General features: G+C 35.9%; 16 protein-coding genes. 7 read left to right on the top strand and 9 right to left on the bottom strand.

From position 1 onward, the window contains the following. Both PGOND44_RS04590 and PGOND44_RS04585 read right to left on the bottom strand, forming a co-directional pair. Positions 1-4,326: a CusA/CzcA family heavy metal efflux RND transporter gene (locus tag PGOND44_RS04590; RefSeq protein ID WP_003437239.1), complete on the bottom strand. Its 4,326-nt coding sequence runs from the start codon at positions 4,324-4,326 to the stop codon at positions 1-3. A gap of 48 nt (positions 4,327-4,374) precedes the next feature. After that, positions 4,375-4,725: a hypothetical protein gene (locus PGOND44_RS04585; RefSeq protein ID WP_223810197.1), complete on the bottom strand. Its 351-nt coding sequence runs from the start codon at positions 4,723-4,725 to the stop codon at positions 4,375-4,377. A 309-nt stretch (positions 4,726-5,034) separates the two neighbouring features. Between PGOND44_RS04585 and PGOND44_RS04580 the strand changes: the two genes are divergently transcribed. From PGOND44_RS04580 to PGOND44_RS04565, 4 genes are all read left to right on the top strand, one after another. Next, a complete protein-coding gene (locus PGOND44_RS04580; RefSeq protein ID WP_003437235.1) occupies positions 5,035-6,612 on the top strand; it encodes an NADP-dependent glyceraldehyde-3-phosphate dehydrogenase in 1,578 nt (525 codons plus the stop codon). A gap of 109 nt (positions 6,613-6,721) precedes the next feature. After that, on the top strand, positions 6,722-8,428 hold the full coding sequence (locus PGOND44_RS04575; RefSeq protein WP_003437233.1) for an OstA-like protein: 1,707 nt from the start codon (positions 6,722-6,724) through the stop codon (positions 8,426-8,428). Continuing rightward, a complete protein-coding gene (locus tag PGOND44_RS04570) occupies positions 8,418-9,614 on the top strand; it encodes an aspartate aminotransferase family protein (protein WP_040555825.1) in 1,197 nt (398 codons plus the stop codon). Before PGOND44_RS04575 ends, PGOND44_RS04570 begins: the two co-directional genes overlap by 11 nt. Positions 9,615-9,693: 79 nt before the next feature. Continuing rightward, on the top strand, positions 9,694-11,055 hold the full coding sequence (locus PGOND44_RS04565; RefSeq protein ID WP_003437229.1) for a tetratricopeptide repeat protein: 1,362 nt from the start codon (positions 9,694-9,696) through the stop codon (positions 11,053-11,055). Between the two features lie 9 nt (positions 11,056-11,064). On the opposite strand, the gene PGOND44_RS04560 is transcribed toward PGOND44_RS04565, so the two are convergent. Together PGOND44_RS04560 and PGOND44_RS04555 are read right to left on the bottom strand one after the other, a co-directional pair. Then, complete coding sequence (locus PGOND44_RS04560; RefSeq protein WP_003437227.1) at positions 11,065-11,733, bottom strand: class I SAM-dependent methyltransferase; 669 nt, start codon at positions 11,731-11,733, stop codon at positions 11,065-11,067. A 1-nt stretch (position 11,734) separates the two neighbouring features. Next, on the bottom strand, positions 11,735-14,038 hold the full coding sequence (locus tag PGOND44_RS04555; RefSeq protein ID WP_003437225.1) for a DUF349 domain-containing protein: 2,304 nt from the start codon (positions 14,036-14,038) through the stop codon (positions 11,735-11,737). Positions 14,039-14,243: 205 nt separating this feature from the next. On the opposite strand from PGOND44_RS04555, the gene PGOND44_RS04550 reads away from it, so the two are divergent. Then, positions 14,244-16,679 (top strand): outer membrane beta-barrel family protein, encoded by a 2,436-nt coding sequence (locus PGOND44_RS04550; protein WP_003437222.1) that lies wholly within the window; start codon positions 14,244-14,246, stop codon positions 16,677-16,679. Between the two features lie 68 nt (positions 16,680-16,747). Here PGOND44_RS04550 and PGOND44_RS15705 read toward each other — a convergent pair whose 3' ends face one another. Both PGOND44_RS15705 and PGOND44_RS04540 read right to left on the bottom strand, forming a co-directional pair. Beyond that, complete coding sequence (locus tag PGOND44_RS15705; protein ID WP_003437219.1) at positions 16,748-16,915, bottom strand: hypothetical protein; 168 nt, start codon at positions 16,913-16,915, stop codon at positions 16,748-16,750. A gap of 131 nt (positions 16,916-17,046) precedes the next feature. Beyond that, positions 17,047-17,949, bottom strand: coding sequence for an IS1595-like element ISPgo1 family transposase (locus PGOND44_RS04540; protein WP_003437213.1), 903 nt, complete (start codon positions 17,947-17,949; stop codon positions 17,047-17,049). Between the two features lie 285 nt (positions 17,950-18,234). Here PGOND44_RS04540 and fumC point away from each other — a divergent pair, with 285 nt between their 5' ends. Further along, positions 18,235-19,626 (top strand): class II fumarate hydratase, encoded by a 1,392-nt coding sequence (gene fumC / locus PGOND44_RS04535; protein WP_003437210.1) that lies wholly within the window; start codon positions 18,235-18,237, stop codon positions 19,624-19,626. Positions 19,627-19,678: 52 nt separating this feature from the next. Here the strand turns inward: fumC and PGOND44_RS04530 are convergent, their stop codons facing one another. From PGOND44_RS04530 to prfB, 3 genes are all read right to left on the bottom strand, one after another. Then, complete coding sequence (locus PGOND44_RS04530) at positions 19,679-20,659, bottom strand: PCIF1 family methyltransferase (RefSeq protein WP_003437207.1); 981 nt, start codon at positions 20,657-20,659, stop codon at positions 19,679-19,681. Positions 20,660-20,720: 61 nt separating this feature from the next. Beyond that, positions 20,721-21,062: an arsenate reductase (glutaredoxin) gene (arsC, locus tag PGOND44_RS04525; RefSeq protein WP_003437204.1), complete on the bottom strand. Its 342-nt coding sequence runs from the start codon at positions 21,060-21,062 to the stop codon at positions 20,721-20,723. Further along, positions 21,059-22,166 (bottom strand): peptide chain release factor 2 gene (prfB, locus tag PGOND44_RS04520; RefSeq protein ID WP_155943794.1). Its coding sequence is split into 2 segments (ribosomal slippage): positions 21,059-22,102 and positions 22,104-22,166, totalling 1,107 coding nucleotides; the frame shifts between segments, so codons are not numbered across the junction. Before prfB ends, arsC begins: the two co-directional genes overlap by 4 nt. A gap of 81 nt (positions 22,167-22,247) precedes the next feature. Here prfB and PGOND44_RS04515 point away from each other — a divergent pair. Then, complete coding sequence (locus PGOND44_RS04515; RefSeq protein WP_003437201.1) at positions 22,248-23,267, top strand: threonine aldolase family protein; 1,020 nt, start codon at positions 22,248-22,250, stop codon at positions 23,265-23,267. Positions 23,268-23,276 lie beyond the last annotated feature (9 nt).

The following is a 23,276-nucleotide window of genomic DNA, read 5'->3' as shown; positions in this document are numbered from 1 at the left end:
TTAGTTTAGTAAAAAATAATTTAAGGCTATAATAGTTTGGTTATAATCGCGCAGTTTTGTTAAATAATCTAGTTGGATGCGCTGGGCATATTCTAAGCTTTGCACATATCTAAAAAAATCAATTTCACCGGCTTTGTAACTCAGCTTAGCTGTTTTTAATAGTTCATCGGCGATTTTAAGTTGGTTTTCTTCATAGTTATTCAAAGCTTCTTGCTGCACTGAAAGCCGATTGACCAACTGGTCTTTTTGCTGAGTTAAGGTGATTTGGGCATCTTCAAAAGCCGCTTGTTTTGAAAGGGTATTGATTTCTGCAGATTTAATTTTTGAACGATCTCCGAAAAATAACAGAGGGATATTTAAGCCAATTTGATACCCATTAAAATTTTTTTCAATAGCCGAATTACTTCTGATAAAATAACTGGCAGAAATCCCAGGGAGTAACTCATTTTTAGCTAAAGCTGAGTTGCGCTTTGCCAATTTCTGATCTAATTCTAATGCTGACAAACTCAGATTTTCAGAGTCGTTGTTCGCCATATCCAATTGAAGCTTGTAGAGCGTTTTTTCCCTTAAGACTAAACTGTCTTGGCTTTGCAGCAAGCCTTTTATAGCGAGTATACTATTATTCAACTCTTGCTTTAGCTGTGCTTGTTCAATCGTGATTTGATTGGCTTTGGATTGTGCGGTGATCTTTTCCAAATAATTTGATTCTCCTTCTTCAAACTTTCGTTTAGCCATACGAGAGAAGTCGTTGTAGATTTTATATATGCTATCATATATTGCCAGTTTTGCCACAGTTTCAAGATAATTTTGATAATTAACTTGAAGGGTTTTAATCTTTCTGATTTCTACAATACTATATTGGGTTCTTGCTAGCTTCGTTTTAACTTTATTCAACTTCAATCTACTCCCATATACTGTCGGGAAGTCAAATTGCTGAATAATACCCCATTGATACAAAGGTTGATTTGCAATAGGATCTGCTTCAGATTCATCATAATTTTGATAAATCTGGGCATTATTAAAAGTAAAGGCTTGTCCTTCGGCAGCTTCAGTGCTTTCCGCTTTAAGTTGAACTGCTTTTAACTGCTTATTGTTATCGAGCATCTGTTCTTTTAAGCGATCAAATTCATCATCTTGAGCATTGGCTGTAAAACCAGCGCAACTCATCAAAATAACAAAAAAACTAAGCTTTGAATTTAATTTTATTTTAGGAGTTTTATATCTAATAGCATAAAGCACAGGAAGTATAATTAAGGTAAGTATTGTAGACGTTATCAAGCCACCTATGACAACTGTAGCTAATGGACGTTGGACTTCTGCACCAGCACCAGTTGAAATAGCCATAGGCAAAAAGCCTAAAGCTGTAGAACTGGCTGTTAATAAAACTGCCCTTAGGCGATCTTGTGTAGCATCTATAATGTGTTGTAAACTCAATTTATCGTGGGTTTTTAGGATGTCTTTAAAGTATTCAACTAAAATGATACCGTTTAAAACGGCTATTCCAAATAAAGCAATAAACCCAACTCCAGCCGAAATACTAAAGGGCATATCTCTTAGCCATAGTAAAAAGACACCACCAACGGCAGAAAATGGAATAGCTGTAAAAATAAGTAGGGCGTCCTTATGTGTTCGTAGGGCAAAAAACAGCATAATATAAATTAAGACCAAGGCTATCGGTACTGCAATTTTTAAGCGTGCTTTGGCACTTTCTAAATTCTCAAATTGGCCTCCATAAGTCATGGTATATCCAACGGGCAACTCTAGGTTTTCATCAATGATTTTTTGTATATCTGTAACGACAGATTCTAAATCTCGGTTACGAACATTTACCCCTACTACAATTCGGCGTTTGGATTCATCTCTAGAGATTTTAGCAGGACCTCTATCAAAAGTAATATCGGCAACTTCATTTAGAGGGATTTTACCATAACCAGGTGCATCAATCATTAAGTTTCTAAGATCACTTATATCTTGGCGCTGGGTATCTTGAAGCCTTACCACTAAGTCAAATCGCTTTTCACCTTCAAAGACAACACCGGTAGATTTTCCTGCAAATCCTGTGGTGATAATATCGTTAATAGTTTTGATATCAAGACCGTATCGTGCAATCTTATCACGCTCAAAATTTACCAACATTTGTGGTAAACCCACAATTTTTTCTACGGAGATGTCTGCAGCCCCATCTACATTTTCGATAAGCGACTTTATTTCATTTCCCTTTCTAGCTAAAATATCTAAATCTTCACCAAATACCTTTATGGCAATATCTGAACGAACTCCAGTAATCAATTCATTAAAACGCATTTCAATAGGTTGAGTAAACTCGAGTTCCATTCCTGGAAAAACAGATAAAGCCTCTTCAAATTTTTCGGCTAAGCCTTCTTTGGTATCGGCAGATGTCCATTCTGATTTGGGTTTCAGGCGCACAATTACATCTGAATCCTGCATCGACATTGGATCGGTTGGTACTTCAGCAGCACCAATACGAGAGACTACTTGGGTGACTTCAGGAAATTGCTCAAGCAGTATTTTTTCTATTGCAGTAGTGCGTTCAACTGTGCTTTTTAAGGATTTCCCCGTTTTTAAAATGGGTTGAATGACAAAGTCACCTTCATCGAGTGTGGGAACAAATTCACCTCCCATTCTAGTAAACGTAAACACGCCAAGTGCAAGTAAAACGACCGCTGAAATCAGTACGGGTTTAGTATGTTTTAAAGACCATTTAATGGACGGTAAATAAACGCGTTTAACGCCATTGAGGAGTTTAGTAGATATGGTGAAACTTGACTTAGATTGTGGTTTCAAAATCAAACTACAGGCTACTGGGACCCAGGTAAAACACAATACCATAGCACCAATAAGAGCAAAGCTAAACGTAAGCGCCATAGGTCTAAACATCTTACCTTCTATGCCACTCAACGATAAAATTGGGATAAATACAATCAAGATAATCAACTGACCAAAAATGGCTGAATTAAGCATTTTAGATGCTCCCTTAGAAGTGATTTTATCTTTTAATTTACTGATCTCGGTCGATGTTTTGTTGGAAAACTCATTGGAGCGTTGCCACATTTTGAAGGCGACAAACTCAACTATAATAACAGCACCGTCAACGATGATTCCAAAGTCTAAAGCACCTAGGCTCATTAAATTGGCGTCAACACCAAAGATGTACATTAAGCTTATCGCTACTAAAAAACTAAGCGGTATAATAGAAGAAATCACTAAACCAGCACGCCAATCGCCGATAAGTAAAACCACAATAAAGGCAACCACCAAAAACCCTAACAACAAATTCTCAGCAATAGTAGTAGTTGTGCGTTGTATTAATTCTGAGCGGTCCAAAAAACCGTTGATATACACCCCTTCAGGTAAAGTAGTTTCAATTTCAGCTATACGTGTCTTTACCGCATCAATGACACGTTTGGAATCGGCATTTTTGAGCATCATCACTTGCCCCAAAACTTTTTCGCCTTCTCCATTTCCAGTTATAGCACCAAAGCGTCTGGCGTAACCAAAACCTACTTCAGCAATATCCTTGATGAAAACAGGTTGATTGTTTCGAGTGGTAACACTTATATTTTTAATGTCTTCTAAACTTTTAATAAGTCCTTCGCCTCTTATAAAATAGGCTTCTTCATTTTTTTCGATATAACTACCACCAGCTACAGAATTGTTGTTTTCAAGGGCTTGAAAAACTTCAGCAATAGTGATGTTATTGGCCTGTAGGCGCTTCGAATTAATGCTGACCTCGTACTCTTTTAAGAAGCCTCCCCAAGTGTTAATTTCAACGACGCCAGGAATTCCAGATAATTGTCGGCGAACAATCCAATCTTGAATGGTACGCAATTCGGTAGCATCATACTGGTCTTCGTAGCCCGGTTTGGTTTCTAAAGTATATTGATATATCTCGCCTAAACCAGTTGTAATAGGTCCCATTTCTGGAGTACCAAACCCTGAAGGAATATTTTCAGCTGCAGATTTTAGTTTTTCGGCAATGAGTTGGCGTGGTAAATACGTGCCTAAATCATCTTCAAAGACTATGGTAACCACCGAAAGGCCAAACTTAGAGACCGAGCGTATTTCTTTGACGCCTGGTAAATTCACCATTTCCAATTCGACGGGATAGGTAATAAACTGTTCAACATCGGTGGTAGAAAGGTTACGTGATGTTGTGATGACTTGTACTTGGTTGTTGGTGATATCGGGTACGGCACCAATCGGTATTTGGGTTAAGGAATAAACCCCAAAACCAACAATACCACTCACCATTAATAGGATAAAGAATTTAGACTTTAAGCTAAATTCAATAATTTTTGATAACATGAAATTTTAAATTGAAAATGAAACAATAAACTTGGATGACATCAGAGTTTAATGTTTCGGCGGCTGAAGAATATCAGTTTCAATCAATAAATTAAATTGTGAAGTATAATTAAAATTATTCTGAACTATTTCAAGAGGGGCTGTTAGCTTTATACTTATGACCTGAGGTAATTCAAAGAAAAAATTGTTGGAATAATGGTGGCATTCTTGAAAAGGAAGGTTTTGATGTTCATCGTGTTCCTTTTCGTGCGCCTCTTTCTGACTACCATAGTGCAGCTCAAAAAACTCTAAAAATGAATTTTGATGTTCAGTTTTATGAAGCTCGTAATGTTCCGCCAAACTAGTGAGGTTGACTAAATTAGCAGCGTTTAAACCAAACGATTGTAGGGTAAAAAGCATAACTAGTAGATATGAAAACATATTCTTCATTACTACAAATGTAGTGCATTTTTAATTTTGTGAACTTAAGATTTGCTTAATAATGTCTGTCCTAGAAGAAACGTAAAATTCTTTCATCTAGGTTAGTCTTCATTATTGGAAATTCTCCTCTGCTTTTTTAGATATTTTGAGGTTAGAAATAGTTGTGCGGATTTTTATCAAAACGTATGCATCACTAAAGCTTAACAAATCATTTTATTTGGTTATGACAGGACGATAAGTTAGTTTATCTAAATTGTCATATATTTCAATAAAAACCCTTAAAACATTATGGTAAATACAAATTTAGATACAATTGACTCGTTACTTCATCAAAATACATATTTAGATAACGGTAAACTAGTCAACTGGGATGGAAAAATGGATGAGGTGCATTCTACAATTTCTACAAGTTCAGAATATAAGCCGACCTTGCTTGGCACTGTTCCTCATATGGATGAGCCAACAGCTTTGGGAGTTTTAAATTCTGCAGTAAATGCCTACGATAAAGGAAAAGGGGATTGGCCAACTATGCGCGTAAAAGAAAGAATTGACTGTATGAAATCTTTTGTGAAGCATATGCAAACCAAACGAACTGAAGTTGTAAAACTACTGATGTGGGAAATTGGAAAAACGCTACCAGACTCAGAAAAAGAATTTGATAGAACTGTTCAGTATATCTATGATACAATAGATGATTACAAACAGCTGGACAGGGATAGTGCCAAGTTTGAAAAAATAGATGGAATCAATGCTCATATCAGAAGAGGGCCGCTCGGGGTTGTTCTATGTTTAGGACCTTACAATTACCCCTTGAACGAAACCTTTGCTTTGCTTATTCCAGCACTGATGATGGGAAATACTGCTGTTTTTAAACCCGCCAAGCACGGAGTTCTTTTGTTATCTCCTTTGCTAGAGGCTTTTCAAAAAAGTTTTCCTGCTGGAGTTATAAACGTAATCTATGGAAGAGGAAGAGAAGTTGCAGCACCCATCATGAAAACGGGTAAGATTGATGTCTTAGCGCTTATAGGAAACTCAACTTCTGCCATTGCCCTTCAGGATCAACATCCCTACAAAAATAGATTAAGACTTATACTCGGTTTAGAAGCCAAAAATCCAGCGATCATTCTTCCAGATGCTGATTTAGATTTAGCTATTGAAGAGTGTATTAATGGGTCATTATCTTATAATGGCCAGCGCTGTACAGCTCTTAAAATTATATATGTCCACGATAAAATTAAGGAGGAGTTTAATGAGCGATTTTCAAAACGAGTGGATGAGCTTAAATTTGGTCAGCCTTGGGAAGAAGGCGTAAAATTGACACCACTTCCAGAGCCTAACAAGCCTGCTTATATAAAAGAACTAATAGATGATGCCAAAGAAAAGGGAGCGAAGATTCTCAATAAAAAAGGAGGAACTGTTACCGATAATTATATTTACCCTGCAGTATTATACCCCGTCAACGAATCTATGCGCGTATATCAAGAAGAGCAATTTGGGCCTGTGGTGCCTATAAAATCTTTTAATGATACACAAGAGCTGCTGGACGAAATGGCAAGATCTAATTATGGACAGCAGGTTAGTTTATTTGGCAAAAATGTCGATACCCTTGCACCACTCATAGATGTATTGGTAAATCTAGTGTGTAGAGTCAACCTAAATAGCTCTTGCCAACGAGGACCCGATGTCTTACCATTTACAGGGCGAAAAGATTCTGCAGTTGGAACCTTGAGTGTTCACGATGCCCTAAGGTCTTTTTCTATAAGAACCTTTTTAGCATCAAAAGACAATCCTCACAATAATGATATTATTCGTAAACTTTTGGAAAGTAAAACGTCCAATTTTGTGAGTACAGATTACCTTCTTTAATAGATTTTGAAGGGATTTAATGTGAAGTTATTCGATACACTTAAAGCAGCAGTTAATTGCTGATTTTGTTTTAATAAAAATGTAATTTTGTGAGCCTAAAGAAATCGATTTGAAATACCTTATAGTTTTAGTATCTTTTTTGCTTTTTGGAAACATTTTATATTCTCAACAAGGAAAAAAAATAGATTACACTAGCGATAGAACTCGTGTGGATGAAGCAAACTACCCCGGAGCTTTTATCTTATCGAAAGTCAATAATCAGGTTTACTTCCTTCATGAGGGTATTGAGATCTGGTGCGATCGGGCTATTTTTTATCAAACAGATGACTTCTTTAGAGCTTTTGGGAATGTAAGAATGAAGCAGGGTGATACGGTGAATATGACTAGTAAGTATGCCGAGTATAATGGAAATACCCAATTTGCTTTTGCTAGTGAAGATGTGGTATTAACAACGCCTAGCAATAGACTCACAACAGATTCCTTATTTTTCAATAGACTCAAGCAACAGGCTTTTTACAGAAGTGGCGGCGCTGTAAAGGATTCTGCATCTACGATTACAAGCGTGATAGGTAGATATTTTATGAATCAAGAAAAATTTTCGTTTCGGAAAGAAGTTAAGGTCAGAAATCCAGAGTATGATATTGACTCAGATTATTTAGATTTTTATTCTGAGAAAGGTCATGCTTATTTATATGGTCCTTCTACGATAACAAGCGAAACGAGTACCGTGTATTGCGAGAGAGGATTTTATGATACGCGAAAAGATAATGGTTTCTTTGTAAAGAATTCTAAAATCGATTACGAAAATAGACTATTGGAAGGCGATAGTATTTATTTTGACAGGCCCACAGGTTTCGCTTCTGCAACCAACAATATCAAAGTCACCGACACGGTGAATCAGTCGGTTATTAAAGGTCATTATGCGGAGGTATTTAGGATGAAGGACTCCCTGTTTATTACTAAAAATCCGCTTGCAGCTATAAAACAAGAGAAGGATTCAGTCTTTATTGCAAGTGATACATTGATGGTTACAGGAAAGACTGGAAATAGAGACATACGGGCTTTTTATGATGCTAGATTGTATAAATCGGATTTGAGCGGAAAAGCAGACTCTATACATAGTAATGAAGTCACCGGACTTACTAAATTAATTCGAGATCCAATTCTGTGGTCAGGTGAAAGTCAAATCACTGGAGATACCATTCATTTAATCAGTAATACTGAAACGGAGCAATTAGATTCTCTTAAAGTTTTTTATAATGCGTTTATGATCCAAAAAGATTCCATCGAAGGTTACAATCAAATTAAGGGAAAGGAACTTTACGGTTTATTTAGAGATAATGAAATTTATGAAGTTAATATTATTCGAAATACAGAATCCTTATTCTTTTTGAGGGATGATACCTCAGATCTTTTAGGCATCAATAAATCGATCTCGGCTAAAATTAAAATCTTGTTGGAAAAACAAGAAATCGTGGATGTCTATTATTACAATGAAGTGGATTCCAAAACGCATCCAAGTTCTATGTTTCCAGATAATGCTAGGAAATTAAAAGACTTCAGTTGGAGGGGAGATGAGCGGCTGACGAGCAAAGCTGACTTATTTGAAGGTAGAGATAGCCTAGTCTTGCCTAAGATAAAAGGACTAGAAGATCCTGAGATTTACGATGACTTTTTTGAAGGAATAAGAGAGTTAAATTCAAATTCAAATTTAGAAAAAGCAAACTTAAAACCCTCAAATACAGATGAAGTCCCAGAGGATGAAAAATTACCGTTAAGAAAAATAAAAGCTGTACAAACAGATGATGAAAAGTGATTTTTTAGATTTTCAGGCGCAAACGACTCCTCATCCCTTAGGAGTTGAGGTAGTCTCTGCAGAAGGCTCTTATATCTATGCAAAAGATGGAACCCAATATCTAGACTTTGTGGCAGGTGTTTCTGCCTGCGGTTTGGGTCATAGACATCCCAAAGTGATTGAAGCTATAAAAAATCAGCTAGATCAATACATGCATGTCATGGTGTATGGGGAATACATACAATCTCCAGCGGTAGAATTTACCAAACTTTTGGCAGAGCAATTACCTGAGCCTTTATCTCAAACTTACCTTGTAAATAGCGGTACAGAAGCCATTGATGGTGCGATGAAGTTGGCCCGCAGAGCGACGGGTAGAAGTCAGATTATAGCTGCCAAAAAGTGCTATCATGGTAATTCTTATGGAGCCTTAAGTTTGATGGATTATGAGGAGCGTGTAGCACCCTTCAGACCCTTAGTTGGAGATATCACTCATTTGCAATTTAATACAGAAACTTGCTTTGATATTATAACAGAGCAAACCGCAGCTGTTATATTAGAAACTATCCAAGGGGGGGCTGGGTTCATTCTACCTCAAAATGATTATTTAAAAAAAGTAAAACAACGCTGTGAAGAGGTTGGAGCCTTGTTGATTTTAGATGAAATCCAACCTGGATTTGGAAGAACAGGAAAGCTTTTTGGCTTCCAACATTTTGATGTGGTCCCAGATATTCTTGTTTTAGGAAAAGCTATGGCTTCTGGATTGCCAGTGGGGGCGTTTACAGCGTCCAAAGCTTTAATGGGTCTACTAAGTGACAGCCCGAAACTTGGGCATATCACGACCTTTGGCGGTAATCCTGTGATCGCATCAGCTTGTAAAGCTACTTTAGAGGTGCTTCTTTCCACGACTATTATACAGGATGTGGATCATAAAGAAAAACTATTTAGAGAGTTGCTTCAGCATGATCTTATTGAAGAAGTAAGGGGCAAAGGACTCATGCTAGCTCCGCTATTTAAAAGTGATGAGATTGCTAATTATTTAGTGCTTGAAGCCAAGAATCGAGGCCTTATTTTATTCTGGTTACTTTACGAAACAAAAGCTGTAAGAATTTCCCCGCCATTAACCATTTCTGAGGAAGAAATAACCAAGGGCTGTGGCATTATTATTGATATATTGAATGAGTATTCTAAACACAAAAAAGCTGAATAACTTGTGGATAACATTTTATTAAATCTCGATTTAAATTGAAAAAAGACCTTTACCTTAACCAAAACTTAAATCATTTTATATGCAATTAGGATCCTCTCATCACGATGACTTCGATTTTCCTATAGAGAAATTTGAAATGATGTTGAAAACCAATGAGATATTGTTTTTCGATGCCACGGAGTTTGAAAATATCATAGGTCATTATATCGATAGTGGTCGCTTAGCTCTAGCTAAAAAGGCCTTAAAACTTGCTTTAGATCAACATCCAAAGTCGGTTAATTTACTTTTGATGAAAGCAGAATTGCTTTCTTTTGAAGATAAGTTTGAAAAAGCTATGGATTTATTGGAAAGCCTAAAATCTTTGGAACCCAATAATGAAGAAATATATATTCTTATTGCAAATATTTACTCAAAGCAAGATCTTCATCTAGATGCTATTCAAATTTTAAAAGAATCTTTAAACTTTGCCGATGATCTCCTAGAAATCCATAGTATTATGGGAATGGAGTATATGTTTCTAGAAGATTTTGAAAATGCTAAGCAAAGTTACATCAAATGTCTAGAGAACGATGAAAGCGACTCTACCGCCTTATATAATATTATTTATTGCTTCGACTTTTTAAATCAAAATGAAGAAGCAGTTCAGTTTTTAAAATCTTTTTTGGATCGTCAACCCTATTGCGAAGTCGCTTGGCATCAACTCGGAAAAATATATTTCGAAAATAAACTGTTCGATAACGCCTTAGAGGCTTTCGAATATGCCATTATCTCAGACGAATATTTTATAGGGGCTTACCTAGAGAAAGGGAAGGTACTTGAACGTCTAAAGCGCTATAAAGAAGCTATAGAATGCTATATACTCACTCTTCAAATTGATGATCCTACTGCTTTTGCCTATTTGAGAATTGGGAAGTGCTTTTTGAAACTGAATGAACCTGAAAAAGCATTAAAGCACTACAAAAAAGCACTTCACGAAGATCCTTTGTTGGACAAAGTGTGGCTTGCACTCTCAGACTATCACGTCAAAATTAAAGATTATAAGAAGGCTTTGTATTATATCAATAAAGCCATTAATATAGATGAAGAAAATGTGCTTTACTGGAAGCATTTCGCCATCATTAATCTTGAATTGGATAATATAAAAGATTCAGCTTTTGGTTTTAAAAAAAGTCTTGAACTTGGAAATTATGAGCTAGATACTTGGATAACTCGTTTGGATATTCTTATAGAACTAAGGCATTTTAAGGATGCTTTGCAAACTCTAAATCAGGCCGAGGATTTCTTTACAGATTTCGCAGAGTTAGAATATAGATACGCGGGTGTTTATTTTGAATTGGGAGATTATAAAAATTCAAAAATGCACTACAACAAAGCTATACAGCTGGATACTCACTATAGTTTTGTTTTGAATGAATTATTTCCTTCCTTCAAACTTGACTAGAAGGTTATTTTAACTAAAGGTGATTAACTTAGGTTCTATTTTAACCTTTTTAAAGCCAAAGTGTCTCGATATGTACTCTAGAGTTTCCACAGTGTAAAAAAAGACATGAGTGGGGTCATTGTTATACCACCAATCACTAAACTCTTTTACACTAGACTTGCTTTTCAAAAGACTTGTTTTGCAAAATAATTTTCCGAAGGGCTTAAGTAAATTCCTCAATTTCAAAAATTCTTTTTTGGGATAATAAAAATGTTCCATGACCTCGCAGCAAATTATATAATCGTAGGATTTGGAAAGATATCCTTCATCGGGTTGAAAAAAAGGATCGTAGAGGGCTAGAGTTTTATAGCCCAAATCTTCCAAAACCACTGAAGCTACTGGCCCAGTTCCGCAGCCATAATCCAAACCTTCTGCATTGGTAGGGAAGTGATCCTGAATTGCCTTCGTAATTGGACTTACAAATTCTTGATATCTAAGGTCCTCTACATCATTATTATGCTCTTCATAACGCGCCCTTTCTGATGAGTGATCTACATATTTCTTAGGAATCAAAAAGACAGATTGACAGGTTGAACACTTGTAATAAAATCTGCCTTTTCGACCTATTTTACAAAAATAGTCAGCTTGTTGCTCACAAAGCGGGCAAGGTAAACTTTTGGCTTCTGAAGAGCGTTTCACCTTACAAAGCTTTTATTTTTTGCAATTTAGTCTTCCACATCTCCAGATCTTCTTTCAGCTTGTCCATATTGTTATAAACGTCTTTTACTAACGGGTTTTCTCGATCTGCATTGGAGAAAAATTGAAGATTATTTTCTAGTTGCTGAAGTTCAGCTTTTGTTTCATCAATTTTTTTCCTTAAAAAAGTTTGCTCTTTATAAATGCTGTTGGAATCGTCAGTGTCTTCAAGGTTTTGGAGTTTATTCTGATACTTCATCAATTCAGCATCTGTTTTACTCACATCTATTTTTTTGAAAATTTGGTCTAGAGCTCTGTTGAATTTATTCTCTACATAGCGTTTTTGATTGGGCACCATCCCGATGTCATTCCATTTAGAAATATAAGATTTCACCAGCTTGATGTTAACCTCGTCATCATCGCTTAAGACTTCGTCTTTAAGTTTTGTGATGAGGTCTCTTTTTTCATTAAATGCCTGTATTTCTTCATTGTTCTCCTCGTTTTTATGCGTGTGGAATTTGTCGAAGTAAGCGTTACAAGCAGCTTTGAACTGTTTCCAAATCTTATCCGAATCTTTTCTAGGCACATGACCTATGCTTTTCCAGTCGTTTTGGATTTTTTTCATGAGGGGAGTAGTCACTTTAAAGTCCTCACTATCCTTATGATTTTCCGCTATCTCTATAAGTTTTTTCTTCTTTTCAAGATTATCGTATTGGTCTTTCTTAAGGTCTTTATAGAAATCATTTTTCTTTTTATTGAATTCTCTAGTCACTTTTCTGAAAGCATCCCAAGTTTCATCTTGCTTAGATTTTGGAACGCTTCCAGCTTTAAAAAATAAATCCCTAAGCTGACCTACATTTTTGATTCGTTCCTGAGCGTTCTTATGTTGGGTAATCTCTTTTTCAGTCAGCTTTTCTATCTGTAGGATAATATCTTTTTTAACCAATAGGTGTTCCTCGCGTTTTTGGTCCAACTCTTCAAAATGAGCTTGACGCTTCTCGTGGATTAGTTTGGTAGCTTCACTAAACTTATCCCAAATTTCATCTCTGTATTCTCTTCCTACTGGGCCTAATTCTTCTTTCCATATTTTGTGGAGCAACTGAAGTTCCCGAAAAGATCTGTTGACATCTTCTTCTTGGGATAGCTCCTCAGCCCGATTTATAATTTTGAGTTTTTGATCTAGATTATACTTGAAATCCATATCTCTAAACTCCCGGTCTAGATGTAAAAAATCATAAAACCTTTCTATGTGGTGGTGATAATTATTCCAGACAGTATTATAGTCGTTTCTTGGAACTGAACCTGCATTTTTCCAACGCTCCTGTAATTCTTTAAATTGTTTGAAACTGGAATTCATACTTTCTCCAGAGCCTATCATATTTTTTAATTCCTCAATGATACCCAGTCTGGTTTTAAGATTGGTATTGAGATTCTTTTTTAATTGAGAATAGTAATGATCTCTTTTTTCACGATAATCGAAATAAATAGTATTGAAGTTTTTCTTAACAGGTGAAGAATAATGAAAGTCGATAATATTTCCACCTTCTGCTAGGAACTCTTCTTTTTTCTCTTCTGTAATTTCGTTGAATTTCTTATCAAATTCAATTTTGATATTATTTACGTGATCTTTTATAGACTGAACCTTCTCTTTCTTAACAAGATTTTCGATTTCCAAAACCAACTCATCGAGAGACATCGCATGATAATCTTTCATTTCGATATCATGTCGTCTAGAAATATCAGCATCCTCGCTATCTTCAGCATTGGCATCTTCTATGTCCTGCTCTTCAACTTTAGATTCCTTTTTCGAAGATTCCTCTTCCTTAGAAGTAGACTTTTCTTTTTTACTATCTTCAGCATTTGCATTTTCTATGCCCTGTTCTTTTACTTTAGATTCTTTCTCTGAAGTTTCCTCTTCCTTTGGAGTAGACTTTTCTTCTTTACTATCTTCTGCATTGGCATCTTCTATGCCCTGTTCTTCTACTTTAGATTCTTTCTCCAAAGCTTCCTCTTCCTTAGGAGTGGACTTTTCTTCTTTACTATCTTCAGCATTGGCATCTTCTATGCCCTGTTCTTCTACTTTAAATTCTTTCTCCGGAGTTTCCTCTTCCTTAGGAGTAGACTTTTCTTCTTTACTATCTTCAGCATTGGTATCTTCTATATCCTGTTCTTCAACTTTAGATTCTTTCTTCAAAGCTTCCTCTTCCTTAGGAGTAGACTTTTCTTCTTTTTCTGAAGACTCGACTATATCTTTAGATTCGCCTAGGCTTTCTTCGTTTTTATTTTTTGGATTTTCTTGTTCAGACATGTCTTTCAATGTTAAGGTTCGTAAATTGGTTGAAATATAACAACTAGTAGCTTACCTCACAAAAAAAATGAGTGAATTCAGTAATAAGAATTCATTGGTCTATTAATTGTTTAATGTTAACTCTACTTTAACGGGCTTCAATTAAACCACGTTTAAATAAACTAGTCTTAGTATTGAATTAAAACAATGACTAGTGATTAGAAAAATGATGATCGTACTGGCATTTCTTCCTATTATTGGATTTGCGCAGGAGTTTGAATTGACAGGAAAAGTAATTGATGCTTCAATGGATTTTCCATTGGAATATGCATCAGTTTCAGCTAAAAGCATTGAAGATGGAAGTATTATAAATGGAGGAGTAACCAACCGAGAAGGCATGTTTTCCATAAAGCTAGAAAAAGGAACTTATGACCTTGAAATTGAATATATCTCATTTGAGGTCAAATATATTTCAAACTTCACCATAGATAAAGATACAGATTTAGGAACCATAAAGCTTAGAGCTAAAGCTGGAGAACTGGGTGAAGTTACCGTCGTAGCTGAAACCACACAAGTGGAAGTGAGACTTGATAAAAAGATCTATACCGTAGGAAAAGATCTAACCACAGCTGGAGGGACAGTAAGTGATGCTTTAGGAAATGTCCCTTCTGTAACGGTAGATATAGATGGAGCTATCAGTTTAAGAGGTAATAATAATGTAAGAATTTTGATTAATGGCAAACCCTCTTCTGTTGCTGGATTTGGGGATCAAGATGTGTTTCAACAACTCCCTGCTGAGGCTATTGAATCCGTCGAAGTGATTACTAGTCCTTCTGCAAGATATGATGCCGAAGGTACTGCTGGTATCATAAATATTATACTAAAAAGAGAAAAAACACTTGGCTTTAATGGGTCTATACGAGGGACGCTTGGGGATCCAAAAAATACAGGAGCATTTATTGACTTAAATTTAAGAACAGATAATTTTAATGTTTTTACAAGTCTAGGATATACCGATAGGACTAGACCTGGTAATGCATTTTTCGACACTGAATTCTCTAACCCAGAACTAGATTTCAATAGAATAATTGAAGTTAGAGAGTATAATAGGAATGGTCAAAATTATAATGTGAATGCTGGAGCTGAGTATTTTATCGATGATATGTCGTCGGTTACAGCTAGTTTATTTGCTAGACTCGGTGATGATGGAGATGTGACGACCAATACTAACAGTCGATTCGTAGATGGAATTGAAAATAGTTCTACGGTTAGAATTGAAAACGAATTAGAAGATGATGAGAGTTTCCAATACTCGATGAATTACGAAAAGCGATTTGATAAAGAGAATCGTGATCATAAATTAACGGCCGATATTCAATATTCTAGTAGTAATGAGACAAAAACTGGAATCATCAATGAAAATCAAATCCTTCCCAGCGATTCTTTAGTAGCTTTCCAAGATAATCTAGAAACTGAAAAAAGGGATAGTTATCTCATACAGGCAGATTACGTAAAGCCTATGGGTGATGCCCAATTTGAAGCTGGATTTAGAGGAGATTATTCAGATCAATCCCAAGGTTTTTTGGTCCAAAGGCAAAATCTTGAAACTGGTAATCTTGAAATAGATGAGTTTGTTTCAAGTGATTTCGATTTTCAGCAAAATATTACAGCTGTATACACTCAATATGGCAATAAATTTGATAAGTTTTCATTTTTATTGGGTTTACGCTATGAGCAAACTCAGCTGAAGGGAACTACAACGCCGCTGGTTCCAGAAAATTTTGATAGAAATTTTGATTTCGATAAAAATTTTGGAGGATTTTTCCCTACAGTCAATTTGGTTTATGAATTAGGGGAAGATGAGAATGTTACTCTTGGATACAATAGACGAATCAACAGACCTAGAAGCTGGTTTTTAAACCCATTTCCTTCACAATCTAGTAGGGTAAATGTTTTTCAGGGTAATCCAGATTTAGACCCTTCTTTTGCTAATGCTTTTGATTTAGGCTATTTAAAACGCTGGGAAAAGTTAACCTTAACCAGTTCCATTTATTACCAAAGAGAAACTGATGCTTTTGAACGCGTTGAGAGAGATACCGGTAGGCGTACTGAGGAAGATAATATTCAAATTAATGAAAATATACCTATTAACCTTTCCTCTGAAGAGCGTTATGGAGCTGAGCTTGGTATCTTGTACAATCCTACCAAGTGGCTAAGAACCAATTTGAGCTTCAATTATTTTAGATTTCAGAGTGAGGGATCGTTTGAGGGTATTGAATATGGAGCTACTAACGAAAGTTATTTTGGAAGATTTAGCTCTAATGTTATATTACCTTGGAAAATACAATGGCAAACCAATGCTTTTTATAGAGGGCCTAGGGTAAATGCTCAAACTGAAACAGACCCAATAGCCTCAATTGATTTGGCCTTTAGTAAAGATTTTTTAAAAGATGATAATCTAACTATTTCTTTAAATGTTAGAGATTTATTTAATTCAAGAAAAAGAGATCAATTCACTATTGCAGAAAATTTCACATCGAATAGTTCTTTCCAATGGAGGGTAAGACAAGTAACAGCTACAGTTGTCTATAGGTTTAATCAACAAAAGCGAGAACAAAATAGAAAGGGCGATGATGATGACGGAGATTTCGGTGGATCATAGCTTTAGATGCAAAATAAAAAAAGCAGAATCGAAAGATTCTGCTTTTTTTATTTTGTGAATGGTGGTGACTATTTGTCTTTGTTCTTTTTGCCTTCTTTAATTTCTTTCAGACGTTCGATTAGCGCGCCTCCAACCCAATAAGGAATGATAGCCGTTAGAAAAATCAATAACCAAAAGCCGATGGTTAGTATAAGTAAGAAGAGCAAAAAACCTAAATATTGATCAAATTCGAACATCAGAATAAATTTATTTTGACAAAGATAAATAAACTTAAAAATACAAACCTATAAAAGACAAAAATAATTGTGCAGAAATAGAAAGTTATACCAAATTAAATTTATAATGTCGTATAAATAAATTTATTGAGTTACACACTTAACCTCTGTTTTACATCTTTATGATAAACCGGTTTAGCTATTACCATTCTTTCAATAGTCTTGTGAAAAACACTTTGTTTGAATTGAGATCGATTAATTCTAAAACAGAATTCGTCGAAATAGCTTTGCACATGCCATTTGCTAACATGAGTTGGTATAGCCCTTAACCAAGATTTCAACTGCATAATTACTACATGTAGTTCTTTAAAGTTTCTCCCGTTATTACTTAGTTTTTGCTCTATATCGTAGCTTTTTTTAAGCGGAGCATAACCTCTCCATTTATCGGTAACAATTTTTGCCGAAGGACTTATATGTTCTTCAAATATTGGAGTTAATGATTTCGCTGAATAATCATCTATAGACTTTACATACACTCTTTTTATTTGATGTTTTACGTTCAACTCAACAGCTATTACTGCCTTTTTCTTTTTTGAATCATAACTTCTACCTTGCTTTCCCTCTTCTTTGCCTCCTACAGTGAACTCATCTACATGAACTATTTCAGTTAGAGGATACTTTTGACTACTTTTCATAGATTTTCTAACCTTTTGCATAAAATACCAAGCTGTACCTTGTCGAATATCAAATCGCTTTCCCATTTGAATACTGGAAACACTTTTAGTACTCGTACTCATTTCAAATACAACGCAGAATGCCTTTTGTAAACCAAATTTAACCTTATGAAATAAGGTGTTTGCTGTGGCACTTTCGACATGATTGCAACCGTAGCAATGATATCTATAACCCGCTTTTTCACAGCCTTTTGTATGATCACATTTCATACATTTAAAACCATCCTGCCATTTAATTTTGGCTAAATATGCTTTACAAGCTTCATCATTTGGTAGTTCTTTTACAAAACTGAGTATATTTTGACCTTTGAATACTTCCATAACCAGTGTTTTTATTGAAAACAAGATACGGAAACTAAATGACTAACTCAATAAATTGAATTATACTACGACCTAGCTCAGCACAGGTTTTTTGATTGATTGAAATAAAAAATAATTAGCATAGCCTTAGTTACGGTAATTATTTTTGATAAAAAGCAGGCGAAAAAAGCCTGTGCCGAATTCGTTTCGGTAAAAAGATTAATTGTGACATTACAGGTTTAATTTGGTATTAAACGTATCTAAGGCTATAATTTCTTAAATTTGAGAAATTAAAAATCCAATACAATGTCATATAGAATCGAGAAAGATACCATAGGAGAAGTGAAAGTTCCTGCGGACAAATTATGGGCTGCACAAACGGAACGCTCAAGGAATAATTTTAAGATAGGTCCCCAAGCTTCTATGCCCCTAGAAATTATTTACGGCTTTGCGTATTTGAAAAAAGCAGCAGCATATACCAATGCAGAACTCGGAGTTCTTGAAGTAGAAAAGCGGGATTGGATTGCTAAAGTTTGCGACGAAATTTTAGAGGGACAACACGATGACCAATTCCCTTTGGTTATATGGCAAACCGGTTCTGGTACCCAAAGTAATATGAATGTGAATGAAGTGATTTCCAACAGGATTCATCAACTACAAGGCCATGAATTAGGCAAAGGTGATAAATTTGTATCCCCAAACGATGACGTAAATAAATCTCAATCGTCTAATGATACCTTCCCTACAGGAATGCATATTGCTGCCTACAAAAAAATTGTAGAAGTCACCATTCCTGGTGTTGGACAATTGAGAGATCAGCTTCAGAAAAAGGCAGAGACTTTTAAAGACGTTGTGAAAATCGGAAGGACTCATTTTATGGACGCTACTCCGTTAACCTTAGGACAAGAATTTAGCGGCTATGTCTCCCAATTAAACCATGGGCTTAAGGCATTAGAAAATACACTACCTCACCTTCAGGAATTAGCACTTGGTGGAACTGCAGTAGGGACTGGGCTTAATACACCAGAAGGCTACGCAGAAAAAGTAGCCCATTACATTGCAGAGTTTACAAAGCTTCCTTTTGTTACTGCAGAAAATAAATTTGAAGCTTTAGCGGCTCATGATGCTTTAGTAGAAACTCATGGAGCTTTAAAACAACTAGCGGTTTCTTTAAATAAAATCGGTAATGATATAAGAATGTTGTCTTCTGGACCTAGAAGTGGAATAGGTGAGATTACAATCCCTGCCAACGAGCCTGGTTCATCGATTATGCCTGGTAAAGTAAACCCAACTCAATGTGAAGCGCTTACCATGGTTTGTGCTCAAGTTATGGGGAATGACGTGGCTATTGGAGTAGGAGGGATGCAAGGTCAGTTTGAGCTCAATGTCTTTAAGCCCGTCATGGCATCCAACCTATTGCAGTCTGCTCAATTAATTGGAGATGCGTGTGTGTCTTTTGAAGAAAATTGTGCCGCAGGTATTGAGCCTAATCAAGAACGCATCAATGAATTATTGAGAAATTCTTTAATGTTGGTGACCGCTTTAAATACAAAGATAGGCTATTATAAAGCTGCAGAAATTGCCAATACAGCTCATAAAAATGGAACTACTTTAAAGGAAGAAGCCGTAAAATTAGGGTATACTACTGAAGAAGAATTCGATAAATGGGTAAGACCTGAAGACATGACAAATTCTTAAGTGAATTTATTAATCATTCTCAAAAGCTGCCTCTTTAAAAAGGCAGCTTTTTTTATTTGGAATATCCCTCTTCGATGGCATCTGAAGAGAAGCCTTCAATATTTCCATACCTATGTATACAAACGTTGACAGGTAGGGGCTTTAAAACACCTTCCAAACCCTCATAATAATGGAGGTCTTTTTTGAGAGTTACGCTCTCATCGGGTACGTTCGATGGAGCATGACTTTCTGGAATAATAAGTAAAAAACTCAGATCCTTATAGGTTTCTAACCAAGAGGCTAAAATAGAGTCTACCTTCGTCATAAGTTCCGAAGTAAAGGGTGGATCTAAGCACCAGTGTCCAGGATTTTCAGGGTGATTTAAATTGAAAAAGCTTCCGCCACTCCCAAAAATCTCATCGGTATCTTCAAAAAGACTATAAAATTGAGCTTTAGGCTTACCTAATAATCTAGCATTGAATGGAGAGGCAAAACCCTCATTTCGGATGCCCCACTTATAAAATAAGTCGTAAACTTTCTGCGGAGGTCCTATGTGTCGTGTTTCAGCATAAATGGACCCATACCGCAATGCAGATCTTAAGATTGCATTGGTAGCGGTAACATCATCAGTTTTAGATTTTACAAAATGATAAGCTTTATCGATATATTGATTTCTTTTAAGTTTAAAATCATCTATAAGTAAAGTGTCTGGAGAAGAACCAACTTCAGAAGGTATTTTGATTTCCTTAGAATGCTCAGCGATTATTGTATTGATAATACCTAAGCAAGAACTGGACTCAGACTCATCAAGTGAAATATCTGCGTAGCTAAACCCTGAAGACAGATAATGCTGATCTACTTTTTGAAAAAGTTCTACTCCATGGACTTGATGATCGCCCAAGGTGTTCATAAGGGTATTTTCAAGACCTGCTTTAACGTGTTGGAATTTAGCTTTTGAACCTAAAAAGTTAGCTATTTCTTTGAGTATAAGTTGAGCAAGCTTCCAGTTTTGATAGTCGTTTTGAACATTTTTTTGAGTAGTATAATGATTCATGTATTTCAAATTTTAAAAACAGTAAATTACTAAGATCCCGTATACATTGTTATTACAATCCCTAAAGAATTCCTTTAATATCTTCTGGAGGTCTTCCTATGATCGCTTTCTCACCATTTATGACTATAGGTCGCTCTATGAGTTTGGGAAAGTCATGGAGAGCTTCAATAATTTCAGAATCGGAAAGATCTTTGGATTTAAACTTCTCTTTCCATATTTGTTCTTGTTTTCGAACCAGTTCTATGGGTTTAATGCCCATTTTCTTGATGATGATTTTTAAGTCCTCTGGAGAAGGGGTATCATCTAAGTATTTTAGGGTTTCGAAATCCTGTCCAGAATCTTCCAAAATAGTCAGGCCTTCTCTAGATTTTTTACAACGTGGATTGTGGTATATACTTATCATAAACTATCAGTTTCTTTTTTTTGTCCAATACTCATTAAATAGGATTTTAGAAATGAATCGATATGGCCATTCATGATGTCATCAACATTGCCACTTTCAAAACCAGTCCTAACATCTTTAACGAGTTTATAGGGATGCATCACATAGTTGCGAATTTGAGAGCCCCATTCTATACTTTTCTTTTCAGATTCTATTTCAGATCTAGCAGCTTGTTGTTTTTTCAGTTCAATTTCATATAGCTGAGATTTCAACATTTGCATCGCTTTTTGTCTATTCTCTAGTTGCGATCTTGTTTCTGAGTTATGTATCACTATACCGCTAGGATGGTGTGTTAATATAGCTTTGGTTTCCACTTTATTAACATTTTGTCCGCCAGCTCCACCAGATCTAGCAAACTCCCATTTAATATCTGAGGGATTGATGTCAATTTCAATGGTGTCGTCTACAAGGGGATATACATAAACCGATGCGAAAGAGGTATGGCGTTTTGCATTACTATCGAAGGGAGAAATTCTAACCAATCTATGGACTCCGTTTTCTCCTTTCAGCCAACCAAAGGCATATTCTCCTTCAATTTCTAGAGTAACGGTTTTTATTCCTGCAACATCACCACCTTGGTGGTTGAGTTCCCTTACTTTGAAGTTTCTGCGCTCGGCCCACATGATGTACATTCTCATGAGCATCTCTGCCCAGTCACAACTTTCTGTTCCACCAGCTCCAGCTGTGATTTGTAGAATTGCCGTTAAGGGATCGCTCTCTTCAGAAAGCATGTTTTTGAATTCTAAATCTTCAATTAACTCTAAAGCCTCGGCGTATTTTTCTTTAATCTCATCTTCAGAAACATCTCCTTCTTCAAAAAATTCAAATAAGACATTTAGATCTTCTACTTTTTGTTTTGCAAAATCGAAGCTTTTGACCCACTGTTTCTCATCATTGATTGCTTGCATAAGTTTTTGAGCTTCTTGAGGCTTATCCCAAAAATCTGGAGCAAATGTCTTTTCTTCTTCGTTGGCAACTTTTATGCGTTTAGCATCTAAGTCAAAGATATTGGTTTAGAGAAGTGATACGCTCATTAATAGTCTTAATAGAGTCAGAATTGATCATGATTAAAATTTTGTCAAATTTAAAAATTTTCTGAAGTGCCATCATCCTAATTATGTTTATTTTCGAATAAAAAGTATAAGCATGAAAATCGATTTAAGAAGCGATACCGTTACTAGACCTACCCCCGAAATGCTCGATTATATGATGAACGCTGAGGTTGGAGACGATGTTTATAAAGAAGATCCTTCTGTAAATAAACTTGAATCTTATTTGGCAGATCTATTTGGGATGGATGCAGCTTTGTATTTTCCAACGGGGTCTATGTCCAATCAGGCCGCTATCAAACTCCACACTCAACCTGGCGAGCAGCTTATTTGTGATAAATGGGCTCATGTCTATAATTATGAGGGTGGAGGAGTTTCTTTCAATAGTGGAGTCTCCTGCAAACTCGTGGATGGAGATAAAGGTAAAATTACAGCTCAACTCGTAGAGGAAGCTATTAATCCACCGGATTTTTACCATAGTCCTTTAACCTCCTTGGTGTGTCTAGAAAACACAACCAATAAAGGCGGAGGTGCCTGTTATGATCTAGAGACTATTCGATCTATAAAAGCGGTGTGCGATAAAAATGGATTGGGTCTTCACTTGGATGGCGCTCGATTATATAATGCCATTGTTGCCAACAATCACGATCCTAAAGACTTTGGTCATTTATTCGACAGCATTTCGTTATGTCTTTCCAAAGGTCTTGGAGCACCTATGGGTACTGTATTGATGGGAAATTCTGACCTCATGAAAAATGCCATACGTATTCGAAAAGTTTTGGGGGGCGGTATGAGACAAGTAGGCTATATGGCAGCAGGTGCTTATTATGCGTTACACCATCACGTGGATAGATTGAGTGTAGATCATCAAAGAGCTAAAGACATTGAAAAAGCCTTGTCGGAGCATCCATTCATAAAAGCGGTAGATCACGTAGAAACCAATATTGTCATTTTTTATCTTCAGCCTCATTTGGACGAAATTCAATTTATGAGAGATTTAGAAGAAAAAGGGATACGAATAAGCAATATGGGAAATGGAAAGATGAGGTTAGTCACCCATTTGGATTACACCGAAGCTCAGCATAGCTATTTTCTTGAAACCATTAAGGCTTTATAAAATAAAAGA

It is taken from the genome of Psychroflexus gondwanensis ACAM 44 (assembly GCF_000355905.1).
In the GTDB taxonomy this organism is placed as follows: domain Bacteria; phylum Bacteroidota; class Bacteroidia; order Flavobacteriales; family Flavobacteriaceae; genus Psychroflexus; species Psychroflexus gondwanensis.
Note: the sequence above shows the minus strand (reverse complement) of the source record. Positions and strands in the feature narration are given on the sequence as shown.

Bases quoted from the DNA above. Each gene is read 5' to 3' on its own strand.
- PGOND44_RS04550 (WP_003437222.1), top strand. From the start codon at position 14,244: ATGATGATCGTACTGGCATTTCTTCCTATTATTGGATTTGCGCAGGAG.
- PGOND44_RS04515 (WP_003437201.1), top strand. From the start codon at position 22,248: ATGAAAATCGATTTAAGAAGCGATACCGTTACTAGACCTACCCCCGAA.
- PGOND44_RS04565 (WP_003437229.1), top strand. From the start codon at position 9,694: ATGCAATTAGGATCCTCTCATCACGATGACTTCGATTTTCCTATAGAG.
- PGOND44_RS04570 (WP_040555825.1), top strand. From the start codon at position 8,418: ATGAAAAGTGATTTTTTAGATTTTCAGGCGCAAACGACTCCTCATCCC.
- PGOND44_RS04590 (WP_003437239.1), bottom strand. From the start codon at position 4,326: ATGTTATCAAAAATTATTGAATTTAGCTTAAAGTCTAAATTCTTTATC.
- PGOND44_RS04585 (WP_223810197.1), bottom strand. From the start codon at position 4,725: ATGCTTTTTACCCTACAATCGTTTGGTTTAAACGCTGCTAATTTAGTC.
- PGOND44_RS04540 (WP_003437213.1), bottom strand. From the start codon at position 17,949: ATGGAAGTATTCAAAGGTCAAAATATACTCAGTTTTGTAAAAGAACTA.
- fumC (WP_003437210.1), top strand. From the start codon at position 18,235: ATGTCATATAGAATCGAGAAAGATACCATAGGAGAAGTGAAAGTTCCT.
- PGOND44_RS04555 (WP_003437225.1), bottom strand. From the start codon at position 14,038: ATGTCTGAACAAGAAAATCCAAAAAATAAAAACGAAGAAAGCCTAGGC.
- PGOND44_RS04580 (WP_003437235.1), top strand. From the start codon at position 5,035: ATGGTAAATACAAATTTAGATACAATTGACTCGTTACTTCATCAAAAT.
- arsC (WP_003437204.1), bottom strand. From the start codon at position 21,062: ATGATAAGTATATACCACAATCCACGTTGTAAAAAATCTAGAGAAGGC.
- PGOND44_RS15705 (WP_003437219.1), bottom strand. From the start codon at position 16,915: ATGTTCGAATTTGATCAATATTTAGGTTTTTTGCTCTTCTTACTTATA.
- PGOND44_RS04530 (WP_003437207.1), bottom strand. From the start codon at position 20,659: ATGAATCATTATACTACTCAAAAAAATGTTCAAAACGACTATCAAAAC.